The 17,348-nt window shown below is 37.6% G+C and carries 26 protein-coding genes; 10 read left to right on the forward strand and 16 right to left on the reverse strand.

From position 1 onward, the window contains the following. Positions 1–73: 73 nt before the first annotated feature. Genes DDF69_RS01295 through DDF69_RS01305 form a run of 3 tightly spaced genes read left to right on the forward strand, consistent with a single transcriptional unit; the run spans position 74 to position 2,291 of the window. Complete coding sequence (locus DDF69_RS01295; RefSeq protein WP_114819182.1) at positions 74–640, forward strand: Crp/Fnr family transcriptional regulator; 567 nt, start codon at positions 74–76, stop codon at positions 638–640. A gap of 53 nt (positions 641–693) precedes the next feature. Then, on the forward strand, positions 694–1,716 hold the full coding sequence (locus DDF69_RS01300) for a saccharopine dehydrogenase (RefSeq protein ID WP_114819183.1): 1,023 nt from the start codon (positions 694–696) through the stop codon (positions 1,714–1,716). Further along, a complete protein-coding gene (locus tag DDF69_RS01305; protein WP_114819184.1) occupies positions 1,713–2,291 on the forward strand; it encodes an NAD(P)H-dependent oxidoreductase in 579 nt (192 codons plus the stop codon). Before DDF69_RS01300 ends, DDF69_RS01305 begins: the two co-directional genes overlap by 4 nt. Positions 2,292–2,573: 282 nt before the next feature. Here the strand turns inward: DDF69_RS01305 and DDF69_RS01310 are convergent, their stop codons facing one another. The 3 genes from DDF69_RS01310 to DDF69_RS01320 form a co-directional block, all read right to left on the reverse strand. Further along, a complete protein-coding gene (locus DDF69_RS01310; protein ID WP_114819185.1) occupies positions 2,574–3,296 on the reverse strand; it encodes an FAD-binding oxidoreductase in 723 nt (240 codons plus the stop codon). An 89-nt stretch (positions 3,297–3,385) separates the two neighbouring features. Beyond that, complete coding sequence (locus DDF69_RS01315) at positions 3,386–4,249, reverse strand: helix-turn-helix domain-containing protein (RefSeq protein WP_114819186.1); 864 nt, start codon at positions 4,247–4,249, stop codon at positions 3,386–3,388. A 175-nt stretch (positions 4,250–4,424) separates the two neighbouring features. After that, positions 4,425–5,060 carry a LysE family translocator gene (locus DDF69_RS01320; protein WP_114819187.1) on the reverse strand — a complete coding sequence of 212 codons (636 nt, stop codon included), beginning with the start codon at positions 5,058–5,060 and terminating at the stop codon, positions 4,425–4,427. A gap of 205 nt (positions 5,061–5,265) precedes the next feature. On the opposite strand from DDF69_RS01320, the gene DDF69_RS01325 reads away from it, so the two are divergent. From DDF69_RS01325 to DDF69_RS01340, 4 genes are all read left to right on the forward strand, one after another. Beyond that, positions 5,266–5,979: a hypothetical protein gene (locus DDF69_RS01325; protein ID WP_114819188.1), complete on the forward strand. Its 714-nt coding sequence runs from the start codon at positions 5,266–5,268 to the stop codon at positions 5,977–5,979. A 94-nt stretch (positions 5,980–6,073) separates the two neighbouring features. Further along, on the forward strand, positions 6,074–6,610 hold the full coding sequence (locus DDF69_RS01330) for a hypothetical protein (RefSeq protein WP_162800846.1): 537 nt from the start codon (positions 6,074–6,076) through the stop codon (positions 6,608–6,610). Further along, the gene (locus DDF69_RS01335) at positions 6,580–7,329 is read left to right on the forward strand and encodes a sensor histidine kinase (RefSeq protein ID WP_114819190.1); all 750 of its coding nucleotides are present in this window, start codon (positions 6,580–6,582) and stop codon (positions 7,327–7,329) included. The genes DDF69_RS01330 and DDF69_RS01335 overlap by 31 nt, the downstream gene beginning before the upstream one ends. Before the next feature lie 9 nt (positions 7,330–7,338). Next, positions 7,339–8,019 carry a response regulator transcription factor gene (locus DDF69_RS01340; protein WP_114819191.1) on the forward strand — a complete coding sequence of 227 codons (681 nt, stop codon included), beginning with the start codon at positions 7,339–7,341 and terminating at the stop codon, positions 8,017–8,019. Between the two features lie 65 nt (positions 8,020–8,084). Here DDF69_RS01340 and DDF69_RS01345 read toward each other — a convergent pair whose 3' ends face one another. The 11 genes from DDF69_RS01345 to DDF69_RS01395 all read right to left on the reverse strand — a co-directional run bounded on the left by DDF69_RS01345 (position 8,085) and on the right by DDF69_RS01395 (position 12,633). Further along, positions 8,085–8,348 carry a RebB family R body protein gene (locus DDF69_RS01345; protein WP_114819192.1) on the reverse strand — a complete coding sequence of 88 codons (264 nt, stop codon included), beginning with the start codon at positions 8,346–8,348 and terminating at the stop codon, positions 8,085–8,087. An 84-nt stretch (positions 8,349–8,432) separates the two neighbouring features. Beyond that, the gene (locus DDF69_RS01350) at positions 8,433–8,690 is read right to left on the reverse strand and encodes a RebB family R body protein (protein ID WP_034697227.1); all 258 of its coding nucleotides are present in this window, start codon (positions 8,688–8,690) and stop codon (positions 8,433–8,435) included. A gap of 86 nt (positions 8,691–8,776) precedes the next feature. Next, a complete protein-coding gene (locus DDF69_RS01355; RefSeq protein WP_034697225.1) occupies positions 8,777–9,034 on the reverse strand; it encodes a RebB family R body protein in 258 nt (85 codons plus the stop codon). A gap of 78 nt (positions 9,035–9,112) precedes the next feature. After that, the gene (locus tag DDF69_RS01360) at positions 9,113–9,370 is read right to left on the reverse strand and encodes a RebB family R body protein (RefSeq protein ID WP_034697223.1); all 258 of its coding nucleotides are present in this window, start codon (positions 9,368–9,370) and stop codon (positions 9,113–9,115) included. Positions 9,371–9,447: 77 nt separating this feature from the next. Continuing rightward, positions 9,448–9,705 (reverse strand): RebB family R body protein, encoded by a 258-nt coding sequence (locus DDF69_RS01365; RefSeq protein WP_034697220.1) that lies wholly within the window; start codon positions 9,703–9,705, stop codon positions 9,448–9,450. Positions 9,706–10,168: 463 nt separating this feature from the next. Beyond that, a complete protein-coding gene (locus DDF69_RS01370) occupies positions 10,169–10,396 on the reverse strand; it encodes a RebB family R body protein (protein WP_114819193.1) in 228 nt (75 codons plus the stop codon). 20 nt (positions 10,397–10,416) lie between these two features. Beyond that, complete coding sequence (locus DDF69_RS01375) at positions 10,417–10,800, reverse strand: hypothetical protein (protein WP_114819194.1); 384 nt, start codon at positions 10,798–10,800, stop codon at positions 10,417–10,419. 33 nt (positions 10,801–10,833) lie between these two features. Continuing rightward, positions 10,834–11,661: a hypothetical protein gene (locus tag DDF69_RS01380; RefSeq protein WP_114819195.1), complete on the reverse strand. Its 828-nt coding sequence runs from the start codon at positions 11,659–11,661 to the stop codon at positions 10,834–10,836. Further along, positions 11,658–11,846, reverse strand: a complete 189-nt coding sequence (locus tag DDF69_RS01385; protein ID WP_114819196.1) for a hypothetical protein — start codon at positions 11,844–11,846, stop codon at positions 11,658–11,660. The genes DDF69_RS01380 and DDF69_RS01385 overlap by 4 nt, the downstream gene beginning before the upstream one ends. Positions 11,847–11,884: 38 nt before the next feature. Further along, positions 11,885–12,400, reverse strand: a complete 516-nt coding sequence (locus DDF69_RS01390) for a hypothetical protein (RefSeq protein WP_114819197.1) — start codon at positions 12,398–12,400, stop codon at positions 11,885–11,887. A 17-nt stretch (positions 12,401–12,417) separates the two neighbouring features. Then, positions 12,418–12,633, reverse strand: a complete 216-nt coding sequence (locus DDF69_RS01395) for a RebB family R body protein (protein ID WP_034697211.1) — start codon at positions 12,631–12,633, stop codon at positions 12,418–12,420. Positions 12,634–12,992: 359 nt separating this feature from the next. On the opposite strand from DDF69_RS01395, the gene DDF69_RS01400 reads away from it, so the two are divergent. Then, positions 12,993–14,072 (forward strand): hypothetical protein, encoded by a 1,080-nt coding sequence (locus tag DDF69_RS01400; protein ID WP_114819198.1) that lies wholly within the window; start codon positions 12,993–12,995, stop codon positions 14,070–14,072. 71 nt (positions 14,073–14,143) lie between these two features. Here DDF69_RS01400 and DDF69_RS01405 read toward each other — a convergent pair whose 3' ends face one another. Continuing rightward, a complete protein-coding gene (locus tag DDF69_RS01405; RefSeq protein ID WP_228411900.1) occupies positions 14,144–14,779 on the reverse strand; it encodes a CPBP family intramembrane glutamic endopeptidase in 636 nt (211 codons plus the stop codon). 14 nt (positions 14,780–14,793) lie between these two features. After that, positions 14,794–15,024 (reverse strand): hypothetical protein, encoded by a 231-nt coding sequence (locus tag DDF69_RS22240; RefSeq protein ID WP_228411901.1) that lies wholly within the window; start codon positions 15,022–15,024, stop codon positions 14,794–14,796. Positions 15,025–15,198: 174 nt separating this feature from the next. On the opposite strand from DDF69_RS22240, the gene DDF69_RS01410 reads away from it, so the two are divergent. Both DDF69_RS01410 and DDF69_RS01415 read left to right on the forward strand, forming a co-directional pair. Further along, positions 15,199–15,771, forward strand: a complete 573-nt coding sequence (locus DDF69_RS01410; RefSeq protein ID WP_114819199.1) for a helix-turn-helix domain-containing protein — start codon at positions 15,199–15,201, stop codon at positions 15,769–15,771. 87 nt (positions 15,772–15,858) lie between these two features. Further along, positions 15,859–17,346: a serine hydrolase gene (locus DDF69_RS01415; protein WP_114819200.1), complete on the forward strand. Its 1,488-nt coding sequence runs from the start codon at positions 15,859–15,861 to the stop codon at positions 17,344–17,346. Positions 17,347–17,348: the final 2 nt, after the last annotated feature.

Genomic DNA, 17,348 nt, shown 5'->3' on the forward strand with positions numbered 1-17,348 from the left:
ATTAAAACTCTGCGTTTATAAACAACATTTCCTCCATCTTTTTATTTATTTTCGCTGAAACTTATTTGATATCATGGAACGTGACTATTTTCGAAGCTTTAATCTGTTCTCAGAAGATGAAATTGAAGAATTTCTGAAGTTTTCTGAATTCAGAATTATCCGTAAAAATGATTATTTCATACAGGAAGGAGAGTTTTGTAAGGAAGTAGGCTTGGTGAAGTCTGGTATTTTCCGTTCTTTTTATACTTCTGACGAGGGAAAAGATATGACATATTGCTTCAGGTTTCCCAATCATATGATCGCTGCGTATTCCTCATTTGTCTCCGGATGTCCCAGCAAAGAAAGTATGCAGGCTATTACCAATGCTGAAGTGATTATCATTAAAAAAGAAGCGGTAGATGAACTGGTGAAGAAGAGCATAAACTGGACAAAATTTTTAAAGATTATTGCAGAACAGGAATATCTTGAACTTGAAACACGGTTTTTTCAGCTTCAGAGAGACAGCGCAGCCCAACGGTATGAAACATTAGTAAAGAGTCATCCTGATTATATTCAAAACATTCCATTGCAATATCTGGCTTCCTACCTTGGCATTACTCAACGCCACCTGAGCCGTATCAGAAAGGAAATTTCTTTTTAGACATTTGTCCTGCTTATTGAAACAGCAGCGCTCTACTTTTGTCAAAAAAAGTTATGGAGCAAAATATTTTAATTATCGGAGGAAATGGATTGGTAGGAAAGACAATTTCCCGAATCCTGAAATCAAGAAATCCTAATGTTACTGTTTTTATCGGGGGCAGAAAAGGTGGAAAAACAGATAAAGACCTGAAGATTGATGTTACAGACCCTTCCTCTTTTAAAATTATTTCCGAAAAAAAAATACACCTCATCATTCTTTCTGTGAATGATAAAGAAGACCATGTACTACGTTTTGCCATTGATCATCAAATAGATTATCTGGATATTACAAAACCTACTCCGGCTTTGGTGAAAGCTTATGATATCGCACAAAAATCAGATGTAAACAGCAGAATTGTTTTCAGTTCAGGATGGATGGGCGGGATTGTCCCGGGATTGGCTAATATACTTTCGGACTCAGGAGATATTAATGAAGTAAAACTCTTTGTCTATTATTCCGTAAAAGATCTTGCAGGTGAGAGTTCGGCTCACTTTATGGCAGAAAATGTAGCCGTTCCTTTTGTTCATTATAAGAATGATAAACCTGTTTCTATACGGCATTTTCTTGATACGGAAACCTTCAATTTTTCTTATGGAATCGGGCATAGAAGTGCCTATAATTTTGATGTTCCGGATCTGTACATTCTCAATAAAGTGGAAAGGATTTCCGATGTGAGTGTGAAGATGACCTACAATTCAAAATTTATTACCTGGCTGCTGGGAGCATTTCAATATCTCAGAATCTACAGTATTTTGTCTTTAAAAGAACGAAAAATGATTTTTGGATCCAGTGGTAACGGAGATCAGGCGGTCTTTGAAATTGTAGTTGATGACCCGTCAGGACAAAAGAGACTGAGTTTGCAGAGTGAAAAAGGGCAGGCGGAATTAACCGCTTTATCTGCTGTTCTGCATACCGAAGAACTGTTGAGAAATCCTCATGAAAACAAGGTGTATTTCAGTCATCAGCTGCATGAACCTTTATCATTAATGGCACAGCTTAATGCCTATGATTCTATCAATATTAATGTGAAATCATGAAAAAAATAGCCATTATCAACGGACATCCGAATCAAGACTCTTTTAATTTTGGAGTGGCAGAAGCTTATAGATTGGGAGCCTCAGAAACGGGAGCAGAAGTGAGGGAAATCGTTATACGGGATCTCAACTTCAATCCCAATTTACAGTTCGGATATCAGAAAAGAATGGAGCTTGAACCGGATTTGCTGAAAGCCTGGGAAATTATTCAATGGGCAGATCATTTGGTATGGGTACATCCGGTGTGGTGGGGAGGATTTCCTGCCATAATGAAAGGATTTATAGACCGGCTTTTTTTACCGGGAATGGCTTATAAATACCGTGAAAATTCGGTATGGTGGGACAAGCTTTTAAAAGATAAAACAGCCCATATCATAACAACATTAGACCAGCCGGGATGGTATTACCGTCTGTTCTTTGGCAGACCAAGCGTAAATCAGCTCAGGAAATCTATCCTGGAATACTGTGGGGTAAAGCCGGTGAAGGTGACTTATATTGGAATTATCAGGAATTCTAAAGAGGAGCAGCGTTCCAAATGGTTGAAAAAAGTCAAGGGGCTAGGAAGGAAACAGAAATAACCGCACAATATTTTTAGGTATTGAACAATGATAACTTTATCCGGTAATAATTGTTTTTATTATCAGATAAAGTTTCATTATTAAAGAAATTATTTAAACGTATCAAAAAAATAGGATATATATTAAAACCATGAAGAAGGATTAAGAAATAAAGTATAATTAAGATGAATCATTCTGATTTTTAAGCTTAAAGCGAAGCTTATCTTAATACTCTCAACACCTTAATACAATCTTAATGGTTCAATAAATAAAAGTTTAAAGTAAGTACTCTTTTCCCCATTTTTACAATCCTTTTTTACCCTCAATCCAATACGCCTGTGATTTGATACATTTTGGTGATACGCCTCTGGCTTTAAGAAATTTTCTGATCAAAGACATACGTTCTCCGTTTCCTGTAAGATAAAACACAACTTCATCATCAGAAATAGATTCTTTTTCTTCTCTCAGAAAGTCATTCAAAGCTTCAATCATTCTCATGGTATTTTTTTTGGGACAGTGATACCCATATAAATTCAGTTTTTCAAGAGCAGAACACTCATCCAGCTCATGCAGGCAAATGAATAAAGAACCGGATTCCTCTACGGCTTCCTTGATCGAAAGCGAACTTCCCAAAGAAGTTTCATCCCCTACAGAAAAATGAATTTTGGCATTGGAAGCAAAGAATTGTTTCCCTCTGGGCATTAAAAGTTTGATAGAATCTCCTTTTGTCAGCCGCGTTACAAAATAACTTCCTGCAGCGGACCTGTCATGCAAATGAAACAAAACATCGAAAGTTCCTGCTTCTTTGTTAAAATTAAAAGGAGAATAATTCCTGAAATCCCTGTCGTTGATTCTTATTCCGATGGCATAAGCAGGTTCATAAGGTACATCCTGTAATTCTGTTTCAAAGCGTATCAGTCGAAGATCATGGGTTATCTGTTCTATTTGGCTAACGGTGCATTCTTTAAATTTGGAGGACCAAACATTTTCTACGGTGTCATTGATCCATTTTGGCAGGCTTGGCATAAATTATTTTTATTGCAAAGGACGTTGCAAAATCAGAAAATAGCGATAGCGGTTTCGGGGAATTAATTGGACTATTCGTGGTTGAATATCTATTGGTGTTGCTTTCGGAATTCTGATGGAGACTGGTCTTCCAGTTTGGAAAACAAACGGCTGAAATAGGTGTGATCACTATATCCCAGTTCATAAGCTACCTCTTTTATACTCAGATTGGTAAAGACCAGTAATCTTTTGGCTTCAATCAGAATTTCCTGGCGAATCCAGTGTTGTGCAGGCTTTCCTGTGACTTCACGAACGGTTTCCGTTAAATATCCTCTTGTGATATGTAAAGCTGCAGCATATTCAGATGGACTTTTCATGGTTTTAAAATCTTTCCGAACCAAAATCCTGAATGCTCTGGATAGCTGTAAGGCACGGTTTTCATCTGAAGCCGGAGAAATATTCTTCCGGGAATACATCAGAGCAAACATTCCAAGAAAAGCATTAAGCAGTGATTGAACGATGAGAAATCCTTCTTTAGTGGAAAGCATTTCGTTCGTATAGGATGCATGAAGCAAACTGGCTGTCGTATTAATCTTTTTAACAAGGCCTTTGTCCACAGACAACGGTTGTATGTCGCCCAGAGATTCATCAAAAAAAGAACGTACCGGGTCAGGAACAAGTTCTGCTTTTACCGCCACAAACCATCCGCAGACCTCTTTCATGAGAAGTCCCTGATGTACCTGCCCCGGCAATACACAGAAAATAGTGGAATCTTTGGCTTCAACCGTTTTGAAATCAACCATCATTCTTACATGGCCGCTTTCCATACAGGTGAAAATATAATGACTGTCCCGATGAATTCCTTTGTCCAGAAGAATATCCCCAGCTTCCTGAGTACGTTTATCCATTCTTTTGACATGGAACTGATGATGGGTAATACCGTTTAAATCATAGGTGGGAATGGTCTGTTTCATCTTTAAACCTGTTGTGATGAGGATAATACGGAACAGCAAAATTACGTATTTTCACGGTTTTACATCCGGAATATTAATCTCAAATTCGCGGTGCATAACCATGATGCTTTCTTCAAGTCAGATTTTATATGAATATACACCGGAATTCGGAACAGAAAGAAACCTGTTCCGGATTTTATTTTGCTTTTGAAAATGCCATTTTTATGGCTAAATAGGTTAATACACTGGCCATAAACCATTTCTGGACTTTTATCCAGACCGGATTATTGGAAAAGAATACGGCAACTCTTGCAGCTGTTAATACAATGATAAAGTTGATGCTGAAGCTGATCAGAACCTGGATGACCCCAAGTTCCAGACTTTGGGTCAATATCGAACCATACTCTGGTTTGATGAACTGAGGAAAGAAAGACAGGTAAAAAACAGCCACTTTCGGATTCAGGACATTTGTTAAAAAACCAATGGTGAAAAGCTTTTTGGGACTATCGTGAGCACCATTTTTATCAACATCAAAAATATTTCTGCTTTTCGGTTTTATAGCCTGATAAGCAAGATATAAAAGATAGACCGTTCCCAGTGTTTTAAGAATGGTATAAGCGAGGGGAACAGCCAGTAAAACAGCGGTGAGACCAAATGAAACCATGATGATATGGAATAAAAATCCACATACGACTCCTGCTAATGAGATAAACCCGGACTTTTTCCCCTGTGTTATAGACTTTGATATCAGATAAATCATATTAGGACCGGGGCTGATGACTAAAATGAGTGCAGCCAGTATGAAAAATAGGAGCTCGTGGAATGGAATCATGATCGTTCTTGTTTAAAGGAGAAGGTTTCCGGTGCAAAGATAAGAGGTGTTCCTGATTTAATTTTATCAGAAACAGAAGAAAAATTCATTTTTATTCAATTAAATTTTATTTTCCACCTGAATGTGATTTAAAAAGAAATACCAGTCTCTTTTTTTTGTAAATTTCAACGCATAAAATAATTATCATTCACAAATAAATATTATCATGACTACTGAAAACATCTTTGAAGCTATCAGAAAATGGAAAAATCTTATTGATTCCTACAAAAACGGAATTGACAGGAATGGAGCAGAAATTTTGAATTATTTGAATCAGGGAACTCACTTCAGCGTTTCAGGTGAAGACATTGAACAATGGAAAAAAAATCTAGGAACCACAGAACCCCAAATGATTCATGCCTATGTGGGTGTTCATGAAGGTAAGCTGAAATTTTTCATGATCGATTCTAAAAGTGATAAAGATGCTCATTTCAATACCATTGTTGTTAAAGACTTCTTAGTAGAATTCAGTGAATCAAAAATAGAAAGCAGCAATGACATCGTGATAGATGTTCCTCGCATTACTGCTGAATCAGCCATTAACCGTAACTTCAGGTGGAACATGTTTGGGACTTCCTGGATGCAGGCTCAGAAAACAGAAGATATTTTTCAACTGATTTCCATACCGTTTTCAGACTATGAGAATATTGGAATTACCGCAGGACAGACGTGTACCAGTTTCTTTGGACTTACAGATGATCTGGAAAGAAAAAATCCCGACTTCCCTTATCATATCGAAATCATTACCGTGAAAAGTCTGGCCATTAATCATATGAGCGAGACTGCTGAAAATTATTCCACACCAAGACCTCCTTTTACGATTATTGATACTCTTAATGACTATCAACTTCTGAAGCAAAGTACCAGTGTTGTCGTATAACAGCTTATCCCTTTATTTACAAATTATCATTAATCTCGTCTTGTGTACCGGATTGATTGTATTGATAAAAGAAAGGATTAAAACAAAACTTCCTGTGATTATATTGCTCTCAGGAGAATTGATGCTGGAGCTGACGGATTTAACGGACCGGCTGATGAAAGTAAATGCACTCAATACTTACAATTATATATTGAGCCAGTTTTTTGGTTTGATGATTCTTACAGTAATTTATAACCATTATTATATCCAGCTTTCCCGCACATTAAGAGGGATTGTCTATTGTTATGCTGTTCTGGTGTTGATTACGAATGTATTATATGTGCAAAATGATAGGCAGGTTACATTTTATTCCAATATTGTCTCCAGTATTATCATCTGTAGTTATGCTGCTGCTTATTTTATGAAAGTCATCAGGGAGGGGAGGGCAGACAGGGATATGTTTATCGGGAACATCATCGTTTTTCTGTTTTTCTCTATAGAATGTGTTATTTCCACTACCTTTAATTTTTTAATCAGCAATCATCTGAACTGGGTAGCGCCTATCTGGCTTTTTAGAGGCATTCTGCTATTGTCTTTTTATCTTGCTTTTATTAATCTGGGATGGGGCGTTGGGAAAATCAGGATCAGATAGTTGTATGGATATGGATTGGTATTGGATTGTTTTCTTTAACAACATTATTCGTTACATTGTTGGTGATTAGTTATTTAAAAAGCATAAGAAAAAATAAAAAGAAAGTTTCCCGCCTGGTCCGGAATTCAAAAAATGAATATTGGGAAAATATGCTGCTTTTGCAGGAACAGGACAGGGAATGGCTGGCGGAAGAACTTCATGATAATATTATTTCACAGTTGAATCTTATCCGTTTGAATCTCAATGATAAAAAACCGGAAGATCTTAATCGTGATTTAAAAAAATCGATGCAGCTGATACGGGAACTGTCTCATAATCTTACTCCGCCTGATCTTGATGAGGTTGAACTGGTAGATTTAATTGCAGATTATCTTGATCAGATCAATAAAAATATAGAGATCATTTTCCGTCATATGACAATAAGGACACCGATCAGTAATCCTGTAAAACTTAATCTTTTCAGAATTATTCAGGAACTGATCACCAATATTTTAAAACATGCTGAGGCCAGCAGAGTGGATGTTTCCTTAAGAATCTCTCCGAACTATTTAATATTAACCATAGAAGATAACGGCCGTGGATTTACCGTTGAAAACCAGTCAGCAGGTATTGGGCTGAGAAATATCCGGTCAAGAGCACAAAAAATTAAAGCAATCTATAAACTTAAAACCCAGCCTCAAAAAGGAACAAAATTCATTGCCTGTATGGCATTACAATAAAAAATAAACATGGAACACTCAAAAATTAAAATCGGAATTGTAGATGATGACCTGCTGTTTGTACAGCTTTTGAAAAATTATATTGAAAATAACGGAGATTATCAGGTGTTGCTTACCTCAACAGGCGGATATCAGTTTCTTAAAGAACAGGATTCTGCTTCTATGGATATCCTGATTCTGGATCTGAGGATGACCAATGGCGATGGGCTTGAAGTCATGGCTGAACTGGCTCAAAGAGAATCCGAAACAAAAATCATTGTTCTTTCCAGTTTCTACCGCCGTTCATTCATGGGGCAGATGCTGAAAATGGGGGCTCATGCTTTTTTACCCAAAGAAATTGAACTCGAAGAATTGTTATCGGTTATCAAAACGGTTTATCATACAGGACATTATTTTTCCAATGACCAGATTGATGTCATGAGAACCCAGCTTTCCAATAAACTTCCGGAATTTCATGCGTTTTCCAGAAATGAGCTCACCGAAAGAGAAATAGATGTTTTAAGACTGGTTTGTCAACAACTGAGCACCAAAGAAATTGCAGATTCATTGTTTATTTCACCCAAAACAGTAGAAACTCACAAGACCAATCTGATGATCAAAACCGGAGTGAAAAATATGGCCGGACTTGTTATTTATGCCGTACAGAATAAGGTGATAAATCCTGATGAAATTGTACTGTTTGATAAATAGTTTGATCCAAAAAGAATCAGGGAGCACATTGATGTACTCCCTGATAATAAGAAATTTAAAAAACACTATAATTTAGGATGTAAAATTTTAGCAATAGAAACGGCATCTGCTACAGTATCAAGGCTGTAGATCTGGATAACGCCCTGTGTAGTGGCTGCCTGGCCCAAGATATTCTGTTGGTTTTGTGCATTCACTGCATTTTCAAACATAATTCCTGTAGAATGGGCAGCAGATTGATAGACGTTACTTAAAGCCATTGCAGGAGATTCTCCTACTACTTTTACGTTCGATTGCGTTACTGCGTCTGTGATTTGTTCGTTTACTGGCATAATGATTATTGTTTATTTGGGTTAAAAACAACCGGAATTTCCGGTTGTTAGGATAATGGTATTTAAGCTGTTCGCAAAAAGTGATTACGGATTAAGGATCTTTGCAATTGAAACCGCATCGGCAACCGTATCAAGGCTGTAGATCTGTGCTATACCTTGTGTAGTTGCAGCTTGTGTAACAATGTTTTGCTGGTTTTGAGTGTTCACAGCATTTTCAAACAGGATTCCTGTAGAATGTGCTGCTGATTGATAGACGTTGGCCATAGCCATTGCAGGAGATTCTGCTACTACTTTTACGTTCGATTGCGTTACTGCGTCTGTGATTTGTTCGTTTACTGGCATAATGATTATTGTTTATTTTGGTTTAAAAAACAACCGGAGTTTCCGGCTGTTCGGATAAGGTTATATAAGCTGTTGAGAAAAAGGGATTACGGAGTAAGGATTTTAGCAATAGAAACCGCATCGGCTATCGTATCCAGGCTGTAGATTTGAGTCACCCCTTGTGTAGTGGCTGCCTGAGTAACAATATTTTGTTGGTTTTGCGTATTAATTGCATTTTCAAACATAATTCCTGTGGAATGTGCTGCAGATTGATACACGTTACTTAGAGCCATTGCAGGAGATTCTGCTACTACTTTTACGTTGGATTGCGTTACTGCGTCTGTGATTTTTTCGTTTACTGGCATAATGATTATTGTTTATTTGGGTTAAAATAACCGGGTTTTCCGGCGGGTTAATTTTATTCTGCGGTCTGCAGAATGGGTTTAAGGTTTAAGAATTTTAGCAATAGAAAGCGCATCAGCGATGGTATCTTTACTGTAGATTTGGGTCACACCCTGTGTAGTGGCTGCCTGGGTAACAATATTATGTTGATTCTGAGCGTTCGTTGCATTTTCAAACATAATTCCTGTAGAATGTGCAGCAGATTGATACACATTACTTAACGCCATGGCAGGAGATTCTGCTACTACTTTTACGTTAGACTGCGTTACCGCGTCTGTGATTTGTTCATTAACTGGCATAATGAGTAAGGTTTATTAGGTTAAAAACAACCGGGCTTTCCGGTTGAGGGTATTACTTGGATCAAATAGCTTAAAAATTAAGGCTTAAGGATCTTCGCAATAGAAACTGCGTCTGCTACAGTATCCAGGCTATAGATTTGCAGGATTCCCTGAGTGGTTGCTGCCTGGCCTAAAATGTTCTGCTGATTTTGCGTATTTACCGCATTTTCAAACATGATTCCTGTAGAATGTGCTGCAGATTGATACACGTTGGCCAAAGCCATTGCAGGAGATTCTCCTACTACTTTTACGTTCGATTGTGTTACTGCGTCTGTGATTTGTTCATTAACTGGCATAATGGTAATTGTTTTTTTGAGATCTGATCTCGGTTAATAAATTATTGAGGTAAACTAGTTTTATGTTGGAGTTTTAAACTCACCACAGATCCTGCAGATGAATATATTTCAAAAGCATTGGTATTAACAGGTTATGAATACATTGGATCTGAAGGGTGGCTCTGAATACAATGGTTGAAACCTTATCTGTAAAATCTGCGCGAGGTTAAAACCCTATTTTTTTGTAAAAGGATGCGGTCTTTATTTTTAATATCTGTCTCAAAAATAAATTCCTGCTGCGGGTATACTGGCAATGCATGATTCCTTTGGGCTAAAGACGGATTCTGAATGATTGCTTTTGGGCATTGACAGTATCTGAAAGGCGGTGCGAAATAAATGTTGACCTGATTGTATATATGTTGAGGGCACCGGATTTCATCTTTGCAGGGAAATAAACCGCATCCGTAGTTTTTAGAGAGCTGGATTAAAAACGATCTTTTTTAATGGCCTCCATTTGCCTGAGCTTTATATTTTTGGGACTCATTTTTTTTAATCCCATCACATAATGGCTGAGGCCTGTTATGGCATTCCTTTGCTGGTTCAATGCAGAATTAATTTGCATTTGTCCCGTGGAATGTGCACTTACCTGTGCAGAAATAGCCTGAGGTACAGCGGTAGACATTCCGGTAACGATTGTATCAATTTCGTTCATGTTAATTCGTTTTGGTGGTTCTAAGGTTTGATATTACCCAATCTTGTATTCAGCTTATTCATTCGCTCCATTATTTTAAGTTCCTTCTCCTTTACCTTTGCGGTAGAGGCTTCCTGCAGTTTTTTCAACTGGTCTTCATAATTCATGACAGGAGTTTCAGGCGGTGGTGGAGCGGCCACAGGAACAGGAGCTGCTTCCTGCTGTTTCACAGCTTCCTCCAGTTTTTCCAACAAAGGAGCAAGTGACTTCATCGTCTCTTTGATGGCTTTTTCCTTGATATAATTGATGATTTCATCTTCATGTCTTAAAACAAAAGGCATGATTTCTTTTTCTACCATTTCAGGTTCTGCCACAGGCACAGGCGGCCTGGGAGCGGGAGTTTTCTTACGGGTTCTTCTGCGCATACGTCTTGTTTTTAAGGTATGAATAGCTAATTACTACAGCAGATAATTAATAAATGCGGCAGCAGATCTCCAGTCCTGGTTGATTTCTTTCACTACATTATATCCGGTAATCTCAAGAGCAATACAGGCTGAGATGGCACTGGCCGACAGCATTTCTTTAAGCTGGTTGGGAGGAAGAGTCAGGACGTAATCATCCGGAATATCAGGAGGTGTACCATTACCTGGAGTTGTTTCGTTTACTATAATACTCAGTATTTCCTGAAAATAATGGGCAATCAGTTTTGAGGCCTGAAACTCCAGTTCTCTTTTCAATTCTATGATTTCATCCTGGCTTACCAGTTCCGAAATGGCTGATACATCCACATCATGCACCGAATACTGTGCTTCGCCTGTATCAGACGGTGTAATGGTAATATCGGTTTTGAGTATACATTTTGATTTTTCAAGATTGATGGTAAGAAGCTTTGAGTCAATTTCCGGAGAAGCAACTTCACTTAAGGTGCTGAGAGGTAAAATTCTCACATTACAGTAAAAGGCTTTCGGATCATCCAGTTTGACCATGATCACGGCAATTCCCGTTGATTGATCTTTAGGTTCTACCACAAAACACTGAAAATGATTGTACCTTTTTCCTAATCTGTTGATACAGCTGACGAGTCTTATGGAAGGCTGAATATTAACGTCCGAGGTCTGAAGATTAAATACAAAACGTTCCGAATGATCACTCTTTTTTATATCTGTACTTTTCGGATTCAGATAAAGAATATCCTTACTTTTGGTCAGATAAAGTTTTTCATTCAAATCATTTAAACTTTCCAGGTTTAAAATTTTGGCGGGTTTGGTTGCTGAGGAGTAATTCATCTCTTATTTATTTTAATTTTTTCAATGAGTTGGGCTATTATTGTTTTTTTCCTGGGATTAACTTCCGTTTCCACAGAAGAAATTACCGCTTCCTTAATCTCTGGTTTTACAAGTGGCTGTGTCAGTTTAACCGACTTTAATACTAATTTTCCCCCATGATCAGCCGTGACAAAGCTTTTTCTCATACTTTCTTTTTCTGAGGAGACTTCTTCCGGAACCGGATCTATTCGTTTTTTTTTTCAGGATCTTCAGCCTCAGAGGAAACTTCCGTGTAAGATGGGGGAGAAGGAAGGGCTTCTGAGACAGGAAGCGCGTTGACATTATAAATAGTATTGGAAATTTTTGCCTTTACTTCAGCATAATCACTTACCATTTTGAATAAGTCTTTCATCATTTCATTGCCTTTTCCTGCATCCTGACCTTGAATATTTTCGGCCATCTGAACAGAGGTCTCTTTACTGCCCGGAGCCGGCCCGAAAGTCGTTCCATAGGTCAATAAATTATTAGCCAATCTGCTCAATGCAATTAAACCTACCTGCTCAAATCCTTTTAAGAAAGACTGTAAATCCTGAACCATCATTCCTGTAGACTGTTCTATCATTACTTTGGTTACTCCGGTCATTGGAGAAGCTTTAGGCGGAGCCAATACCTCACTGTTCACAAATACTACAGCTTTCTCCGCCGGAGTGGTAGCATTGGCTGCCTGGGATTGTTGGGTTTCACTGTTGTTTTCACTCATGATGGTAAGGTTTTAAATTATCCTTTTAAAATTTTAATGGCATCTGCAACAATCGCAGGGTTGAGCTGGTTCAAGTTCTGCTGGTTTGTCACAGAATTCTGAATGGAAATTCCACTGGCATGCGTGGCCATCTGGTAAAGCATACTCATAGCCTGTGCGGGAGACTCACCAAGTACCGTAACATTAGTCTGCGTTACTGCATCTGTAGTCTGGGTGTTTACTGTTTCTGCCATATTCTGGTTTTAATGGGTTACTATTTTTTTTAAATCTAATGTTGACGATGAGATTGTTGATCTCTTTTGTCTGATACAAATTTCATCAAACAAAATAAATCTTCATTAAGGGAAAAAACGGAATTTTAAAAAATAAGGGAATTCTCCTATGAGTGAAATTTTAATAATGAATCTTTATAATATCTGAGAACTTAATGAATGAAATACACAAATACATTACCTGTAAATAAGGGTAAACCCTGAATTTCTGAAAATGGGTTTTTCCCCTTTAACGAGTCAGAATGTTTCCGCGGAAATTTGTGTTATTAATATTGGTATAAACTCCATAAATCAAATAAATAACCTTAAATAAAACGATTATGAGCATTATAGGAAAATACAATGATTTGTTTTTCAGTGCAAAAGGAACAAATAACAAAGCTAAGATAGGAATCATGCTGAAAAACGGAAAGATAAAAGCAATGACTGTGCAGGAGGTCTTCAATACCTACTTTATAAACAGCAGGGAAAACGAAAGAAAGATGCTGGAAACCCTGGAGCTGATGGGAGGAGATATAAAAGATATCATTCAGGTACTTGACATTTATAATGCAGACTATCTATCTGAAGGAGACTATAAATTCAACCATGATCAGTGGGAAAGTGACAGGTATGAAAATGAAAGAAAAGAAAAGTATGGGGATGTCAGCGAAAAGGAAAGGTATGAAGTTAATATCATCATGAATACCCAGGTTATTGCATCTTCTGTATATCGGGATCTGCAGCAATTGTTTTTTATCAAAAAATTTCATGAAAGAAGATGGGACAGCGGAAGTAAAAGTAAAGAATTTATGAGGCAAAGACTTGGTTTATTGAGAAATGGAACACAAGGCAGTCCTGATCTCCATACGATGACATTCTACAGGACAATGGGAGAAACAGAGTTTAAAGGAATAAGTGAATGGGCTGAAAAATATAGGACAGAGGGTGGAAATATTAAAACTGATCTTACTTTCCATCATGAAATAATGAATTCAAAGGTATTTGCCAACAATAATATCCCGAATGAAATACCCGTTCGGCACCATTTGGGCGGATACAGCCAGGCCAGATGGTATGCGAGACCTGATAAGCACCAGTTTAAATTTCTCGTGCAGTTTGTATTGAATAAGAATGCTAAAGGATTCTTTGGAGAGCCGGAGCAGTTAGTTTTACAAAGAACATCCAAAAATAGTAATTCTGCGGTAGCAAAAATTAAATCCTGGTTTGAAGATAACGAAATACCGTTTGAAGAAATAAGTAACAGTGAAGGCCAAAAAGCAGGTAGAATAGGCCTTAAAAATGAAGATAAGGAAGGAGAGGGATTAAGTATTTCGTTAGGGGAGAGCGGAGATACTCAGGAAGTATTTCAAGGTTTGCTCAGTAGAATACGGCTTATTGAAGTAATTGCTCCGGAATAGATTTTTCAAAATTAAGAATATATCAAAAAGACAGCCCCTATCAAGAAAAGGCTGTCTTTTTAATAAACAGATTACGCTGAAAGTGGACGATCCTGATCCAGTTCTTTCCTCTTCCTCCAGAAGAAATAAGCAACAACAGCTGTTGCAATAGGCAGCGCAATACCAAACTCATCAATATAATAATTAGTATTTCCCGTATCTACAGTAAGAGGGGTAAAAATAGACTGTATAAAAAGATTATGACTGGCATGTAAAATAACACCTGTCCATAAACTCCCGGATTTTAACCTTAACCAGGTGAAAATAAAACAGGCTGCAAATATCATCACCGTAAAACACAGAAGAGCCAGCCATTTAGGCCCACCTGTATTATAATTGGAAAAAAGCAGGAGAGGATAATGGTAGATCGACCAGATCACACCCATCCAAAGAGAAGTAGCGGTATAAGAATTCATTTTGGCCAGCTGAGGAGTCAGAAGACCACGCCAGCCTATTTCTTCCCCTAGTGCAGAGCCTACTGAACGTACCATACCAAAACTGCTCATCAGAATTACATACAGAATGATCGTGAGACCATCTGAAAGATTCCAGCCCATTCCTTTGCCAATTTCCGCGACAAATTCATGATTATAAAAACCGCCGGCACCACTGATCCAGATGATGAGGTAAGGAACTAAACTGTAAAGAATCGGAATGCAATACGCCATGATCTGATATTTTGTCAATCCCCATTTCCATCCCAGAGAAGAATCGGGATATTCCGGATGCGGCAGGTAAGAAATGCAGCAATAGCAGGACACCACATGACAATGGTTGCATAAGAGATCATTCCGCCGCCAAGTTTTCCTGTACGGATACACATATAATAGACAGGAAGACAGAAAAGCAGGGTAAGAATCAGATAAGTAGCAATATTCTTCCTGATTTCAGATTTGGGTATTGTATTTTCCATAAGCAGATCTGGTGTTGAAGTTTGTAAATAGCTGAAAAGTAGAAAGTTATTTTTAAATAAAAATACACTTATTTTTTATATGATTAATAATTTAAACATCAGCAGCAGTAAGAAAAAATTTTAATAAGGAAAACTGTAAATTAGCCAAAACATTTTTTCAGAATATTCCAAACGATGTCCAAGCTAAAAGCCATAAGAGAACAAAAAAATCTGACCCAGGAAGAGCTGTCAGAGCAATCCAAGATTTCCGTAAGAACCATTCAAAGGATAGAATCCGGAACGGAACCGAAAGGACATACGTTACGAGCACTGGCACAGGCTCTGGAAATAGAAGAGATTGAATTGCAGCAGGATCAGCCGGCAGCAATTTCAGAAACAGATGAGATTGAAATAGAAGTAAAAGAAGAGGAAGCTCCAATCAATTATTCATACATTAAAATCATTAATCTTTCCTCACTCATCTTTACCCTTTTACCGCCACTCAACATTTTCGTTCCGCTTATTCTCATGCATAGTATGAAGCAGAGAAACAGTCTTGCCAGACAGATTATTTCGGTTCAGATGATCTGGACAGTGATGGCGCCTATTACCTTCATGCTCGGCATCTTTTTAAAGTTCGGAAAACAGTTTACCCTGATCCTGATGATCCTTATTGTGCTTTCCAATGTGTTTATTATCCTTCGTAATGCCGCCGAAATAGATAAGAATAAAAAACTCTATTTCAGACTGAAATTCAGTATGATATAAAACCTGTCATGGCTTTGTCGGGTTTTTGTCGGGTTCATTTTTAGCAGAAAAACAAAAGGAAATTGAATCTTTGTCAAAAAAATAACAATGACAAAGTTTTCAAGATTGAGCCTTCCTTTTTTTATGCTGTTCATGAGTGTCATGCAGGCACAAACAGAAAAAAAAGATCCTCTTTATAAAACCATTATGTCGAAAGACAGCCTGTTTTTTTCTGTGGGCTACAATACCTGCAACATCAAGCAGATGGAAAATCTGTTGAGTGATAGCTTTGAATTTTATCACGATAAAGGAGGTTTCGAGGACAGGAAAAATTTTATCATTGATTTTAAAAACGGATTGTGCAAATCCCCGGAAACTTATCAGATAAAAAGAGTCCTGGTTGATAAAAGCACAGAAGTTTATCCCATGTATAAAGATGGGAAGATTTACGCTGCTATTCAGAACGGAGATCATCTGTTTTATGAAAAGATGGGAAATCAAGCTGAGAAACTAGTCGGAGAAGCAAAATTTACCCATTTATGGATACTGGAAAATAGTGAATGGAAGCTTAAAAATTCATTGAGTTTTAATCATCATCCGAAACAGACTACCGATAGTGAAACCATGTTTGATAACGATCAGTCGATGCAAAGCTGGTTGAAAGAAAATAATATTCCAACGCTGGGATTAGGGATTATCGAAGATGGAAAATTACAGCAGGTAAAAGTTTTTGGCGAGATCAGGAAAGGAATTCCAGCACCTCATAATGCCTTATTTAATGTAGCATCTCTTACCAAACCCGTTACAGCTATGGTAGCCTTACGCCTGATAAGTTCAGGCAAGTGGAAACTGGACGAACCTCTTGATACTTACTGGATAGATCCCGATATTTCTAATGATCCACGGCATACAAAATTAACGACCAGAATGATACTGAGCCACCAGACAGGTTTCCCGAACTGGAGATGGATGAATGCAGATAAAAAGCTGAATTTTCAGTTTGATCCCGGCACAAAATACCAATACTCAGGAGAAGGTTTTGAATATTTACGGAAAGCACTGGAAAAGAAGTTTGGGAAAACATTGGAGCAGTTAGCGCAGGAACTCATCTTCCAGCCTCTCAAAATGAAGGATACCAGTTACATTTGGGATAAAAATACTGATGAAACAAGATTTGTAACAGGATATAATGAAAAAGGGGAAGCTTACCCCATCGAAAAAAGCAATACAGCCAATGCCGCTGATGATCTCCATACCACGATAGAAGAGTACGGGAATTTTATGATCAATGTTATGAAAGGGAAAAATCTGAAACCAGAAATTTTTCAGGAAATGGTCAAAAAGCAGGTTAAAACAAAAGAGAATAAATATTTTGGATTGGGATTCGAAATATATGACCTTGGAAATGGTGATTATGCTTTATCGCACAGTGGAGCTGATAAAGGCACGCAGTGTATCACAATTATATTACCTAAGTCAGGAAGGGGAATTGTGATATTTACCAATGTGGATGATGGTTATAAAGCCTATGAAAAATTAGTCCATCATTATCTGGGAAAGGATGGGAAGAAGATTGTTGAGATAGAAACCAGATAACT

The organism is Chryseobacterium sp. KLBC 52 (genome assembly GCF_003347605.1).
In the GTDB taxonomy this organism is placed as follows: domain Bacteria; phylum Bacteroidota; class Bacteroidia; order Flavobacteriales; family Weeksellaceae; genus Chryseobacterium.

Excerpts from the sequence above, each read along its gene's own strand:
- DDF69_RS01295 (WP_114819182.1), top strand. The coding sequence starts at position 74 with ATGGAACGTGACTATTTTCGAAGCTTTAATCTGTTCTCAGAAGATGAA.
- DDF69_RS01300 (WP_114819183.1), top strand. The coding sequence starts at position 694 with ATGGAGCAAAATATTTTAATTATCGGAGGAAATGGATTGGTAGGAAAG.
- DDF69_RS01305 (WP_114819184.1), top strand. The coding sequence starts at position 1,713 with ATGAAAAAAATAGCCATTATCAACGGACATCCGAATCAAGACTCTTTT.
- DDF69_RS01310 (WP_114819185.1), bottom strand. The coding sequence starts at position 3,296 with ATGCCAAGCCTGCCAAAATGGATCAATGACACCGTAGAAAATGTTTGG.
- DDF69_RS01315 (WP_114819186.1), bottom strand. The coding sequence starts at position 4,249 with ATGAAACAGACCATTCCCACCTATGATTTAAACGGTATTACCCATCAT.
- DDF69_RS01320 (WP_114819187.1), bottom strand. The coding sequence starts at position 5,060 with ATGATTCCATTCCACGAGCTCCTATTTTTCATACTGGCTGCACTCATT.
- DDF69_RS01325 (WP_114819188.1), top strand. The coding sequence starts at position 5,266 with ATGACTACTGAAAACATCTTTGAAGCTATCAGAAAATGGAAAAATCTT.
- DDF69_RS01335 (WP_114819190.1), top strand. The coding sequence starts at position 6,580 with ATGGGGCGTTGGGAAAATCAGGATCAGATAGTTGTATGGATATGGATT.
- DDF69_RS01340 (WP_114819191.1), top strand. The coding sequence starts at position 7,339 with ATGGAACACTCAAAAATTAAAATCGGAATTGTAGATGATGACCTGCTG.
- DDF69_RS01345 (WP_114819192.1), bottom strand. The coding sequence starts at position 8,348 with ATGCCAGTAAACGAACAAATCACAGACGCAGTAACGCAATCGAACGTA.
- DDF69_RS01350 (WP_034697227.1), bottom strand. The coding sequence starts at position 8,690 with ATGCCAGTAAACGAACAAATCACAGACGCAGTAACGCAATCGAACGTA.
- DDF69_RS01355 (WP_034697225.1), bottom strand. The coding sequence starts at position 9,034 with ATGCCAGTAAACGAAAAAATCACAGACGCAGTAACGCAATCCAACGTA.
- DDF69_RS01360 (WP_034697223.1), bottom strand. The coding sequence starts at position 9,370 with ATGCCAGTTAATGAACAAATCACAGACGCGGTAACGCAGTCTAACGTA.
- DDF69_RS01365 (WP_034697220.1), bottom strand. The coding sequence starts at position 9,705 with ATGCCAGTTAATGAACAAATCACAGACGCAGTAACACAATCGAACGTA.
- DDF69_RS01370 (WP_114819193.1), bottom strand. The coding sequence starts at position 10,396 with ATGAACGAAATTGATACAATCGTTACCGGAATGTCTACCGCTGTACCT.
- DDF69_RS01375 (WP_114819194.1), bottom strand. The coding sequence starts at position 10,800 with ATGCGCAGAAGAACCCGTAAGAAAACTCCCGCTCCCAGGCCGCCTGTG.
- DDF69_RS01380 (WP_114819195.1), bottom strand. The coding sequence starts at position 11,661 with ATGAATTACTCCTCAGCAACCAAACCCGCCAAAATTTTAAACCTGGAA.
- DDF69_RS01385 (WP_114819196.1), bottom strand. The coding sequence starts at position 11,846 with ATGAGAAAAAGCTTTGTCACGGCTGATCATGGGGGAAAATTAGTATTA.
- DDF69_RS01390 (WP_114819197.1), bottom strand. The coding sequence starts at position 12,400 with ATGAGTGAAAACAACAGTGAAACCCAACAATCCCAGGCAGCCAATGCT.
- DDF69_RS01395 (WP_034697211.1), bottom strand. The coding sequence starts at position 12,633 with ATGGCAGAAACAGTAAACACCCAGACTACAGATGCAGTAACGCAGACT.
- DDF69_RS01400 (WP_114819198.1), top strand. The coding sequence starts at position 12,993 with ATGAGCATTATAGGAAAATACAATGATTTGTTTTTCAGTGCAAAAGGA.
- DDF69_RS01405 (WP_228411900.1), bottom strand. The coding sequence starts at position 14,779 with ATGGCGTATTGCATTCCGATTCTTTACAGTTTAGTTCCTTACCTCATC.
- DDF69_RS22240 (WP_228411901.1), bottom strand. The coding sequence starts at position 15,024 with ATGGAAAATACAATACCCAAATCTGAAATCAGGAAGAATATTGCTACT.
- DDF69_RS01410 (WP_114819199.1), top strand. The coding sequence starts at position 15,199 with ATGTCCAAGCTAAAAGCCATAAGAGAACAAAAAAATCTGACCCAGGAA.
- DDF69_RS01415 (WP_114819200.1), top strand. The coding sequence starts at position 15,859 with ATGACAAAGTTTTCAAGATTGAGCCTTCCTTTTTTTATGCTGTTCATG.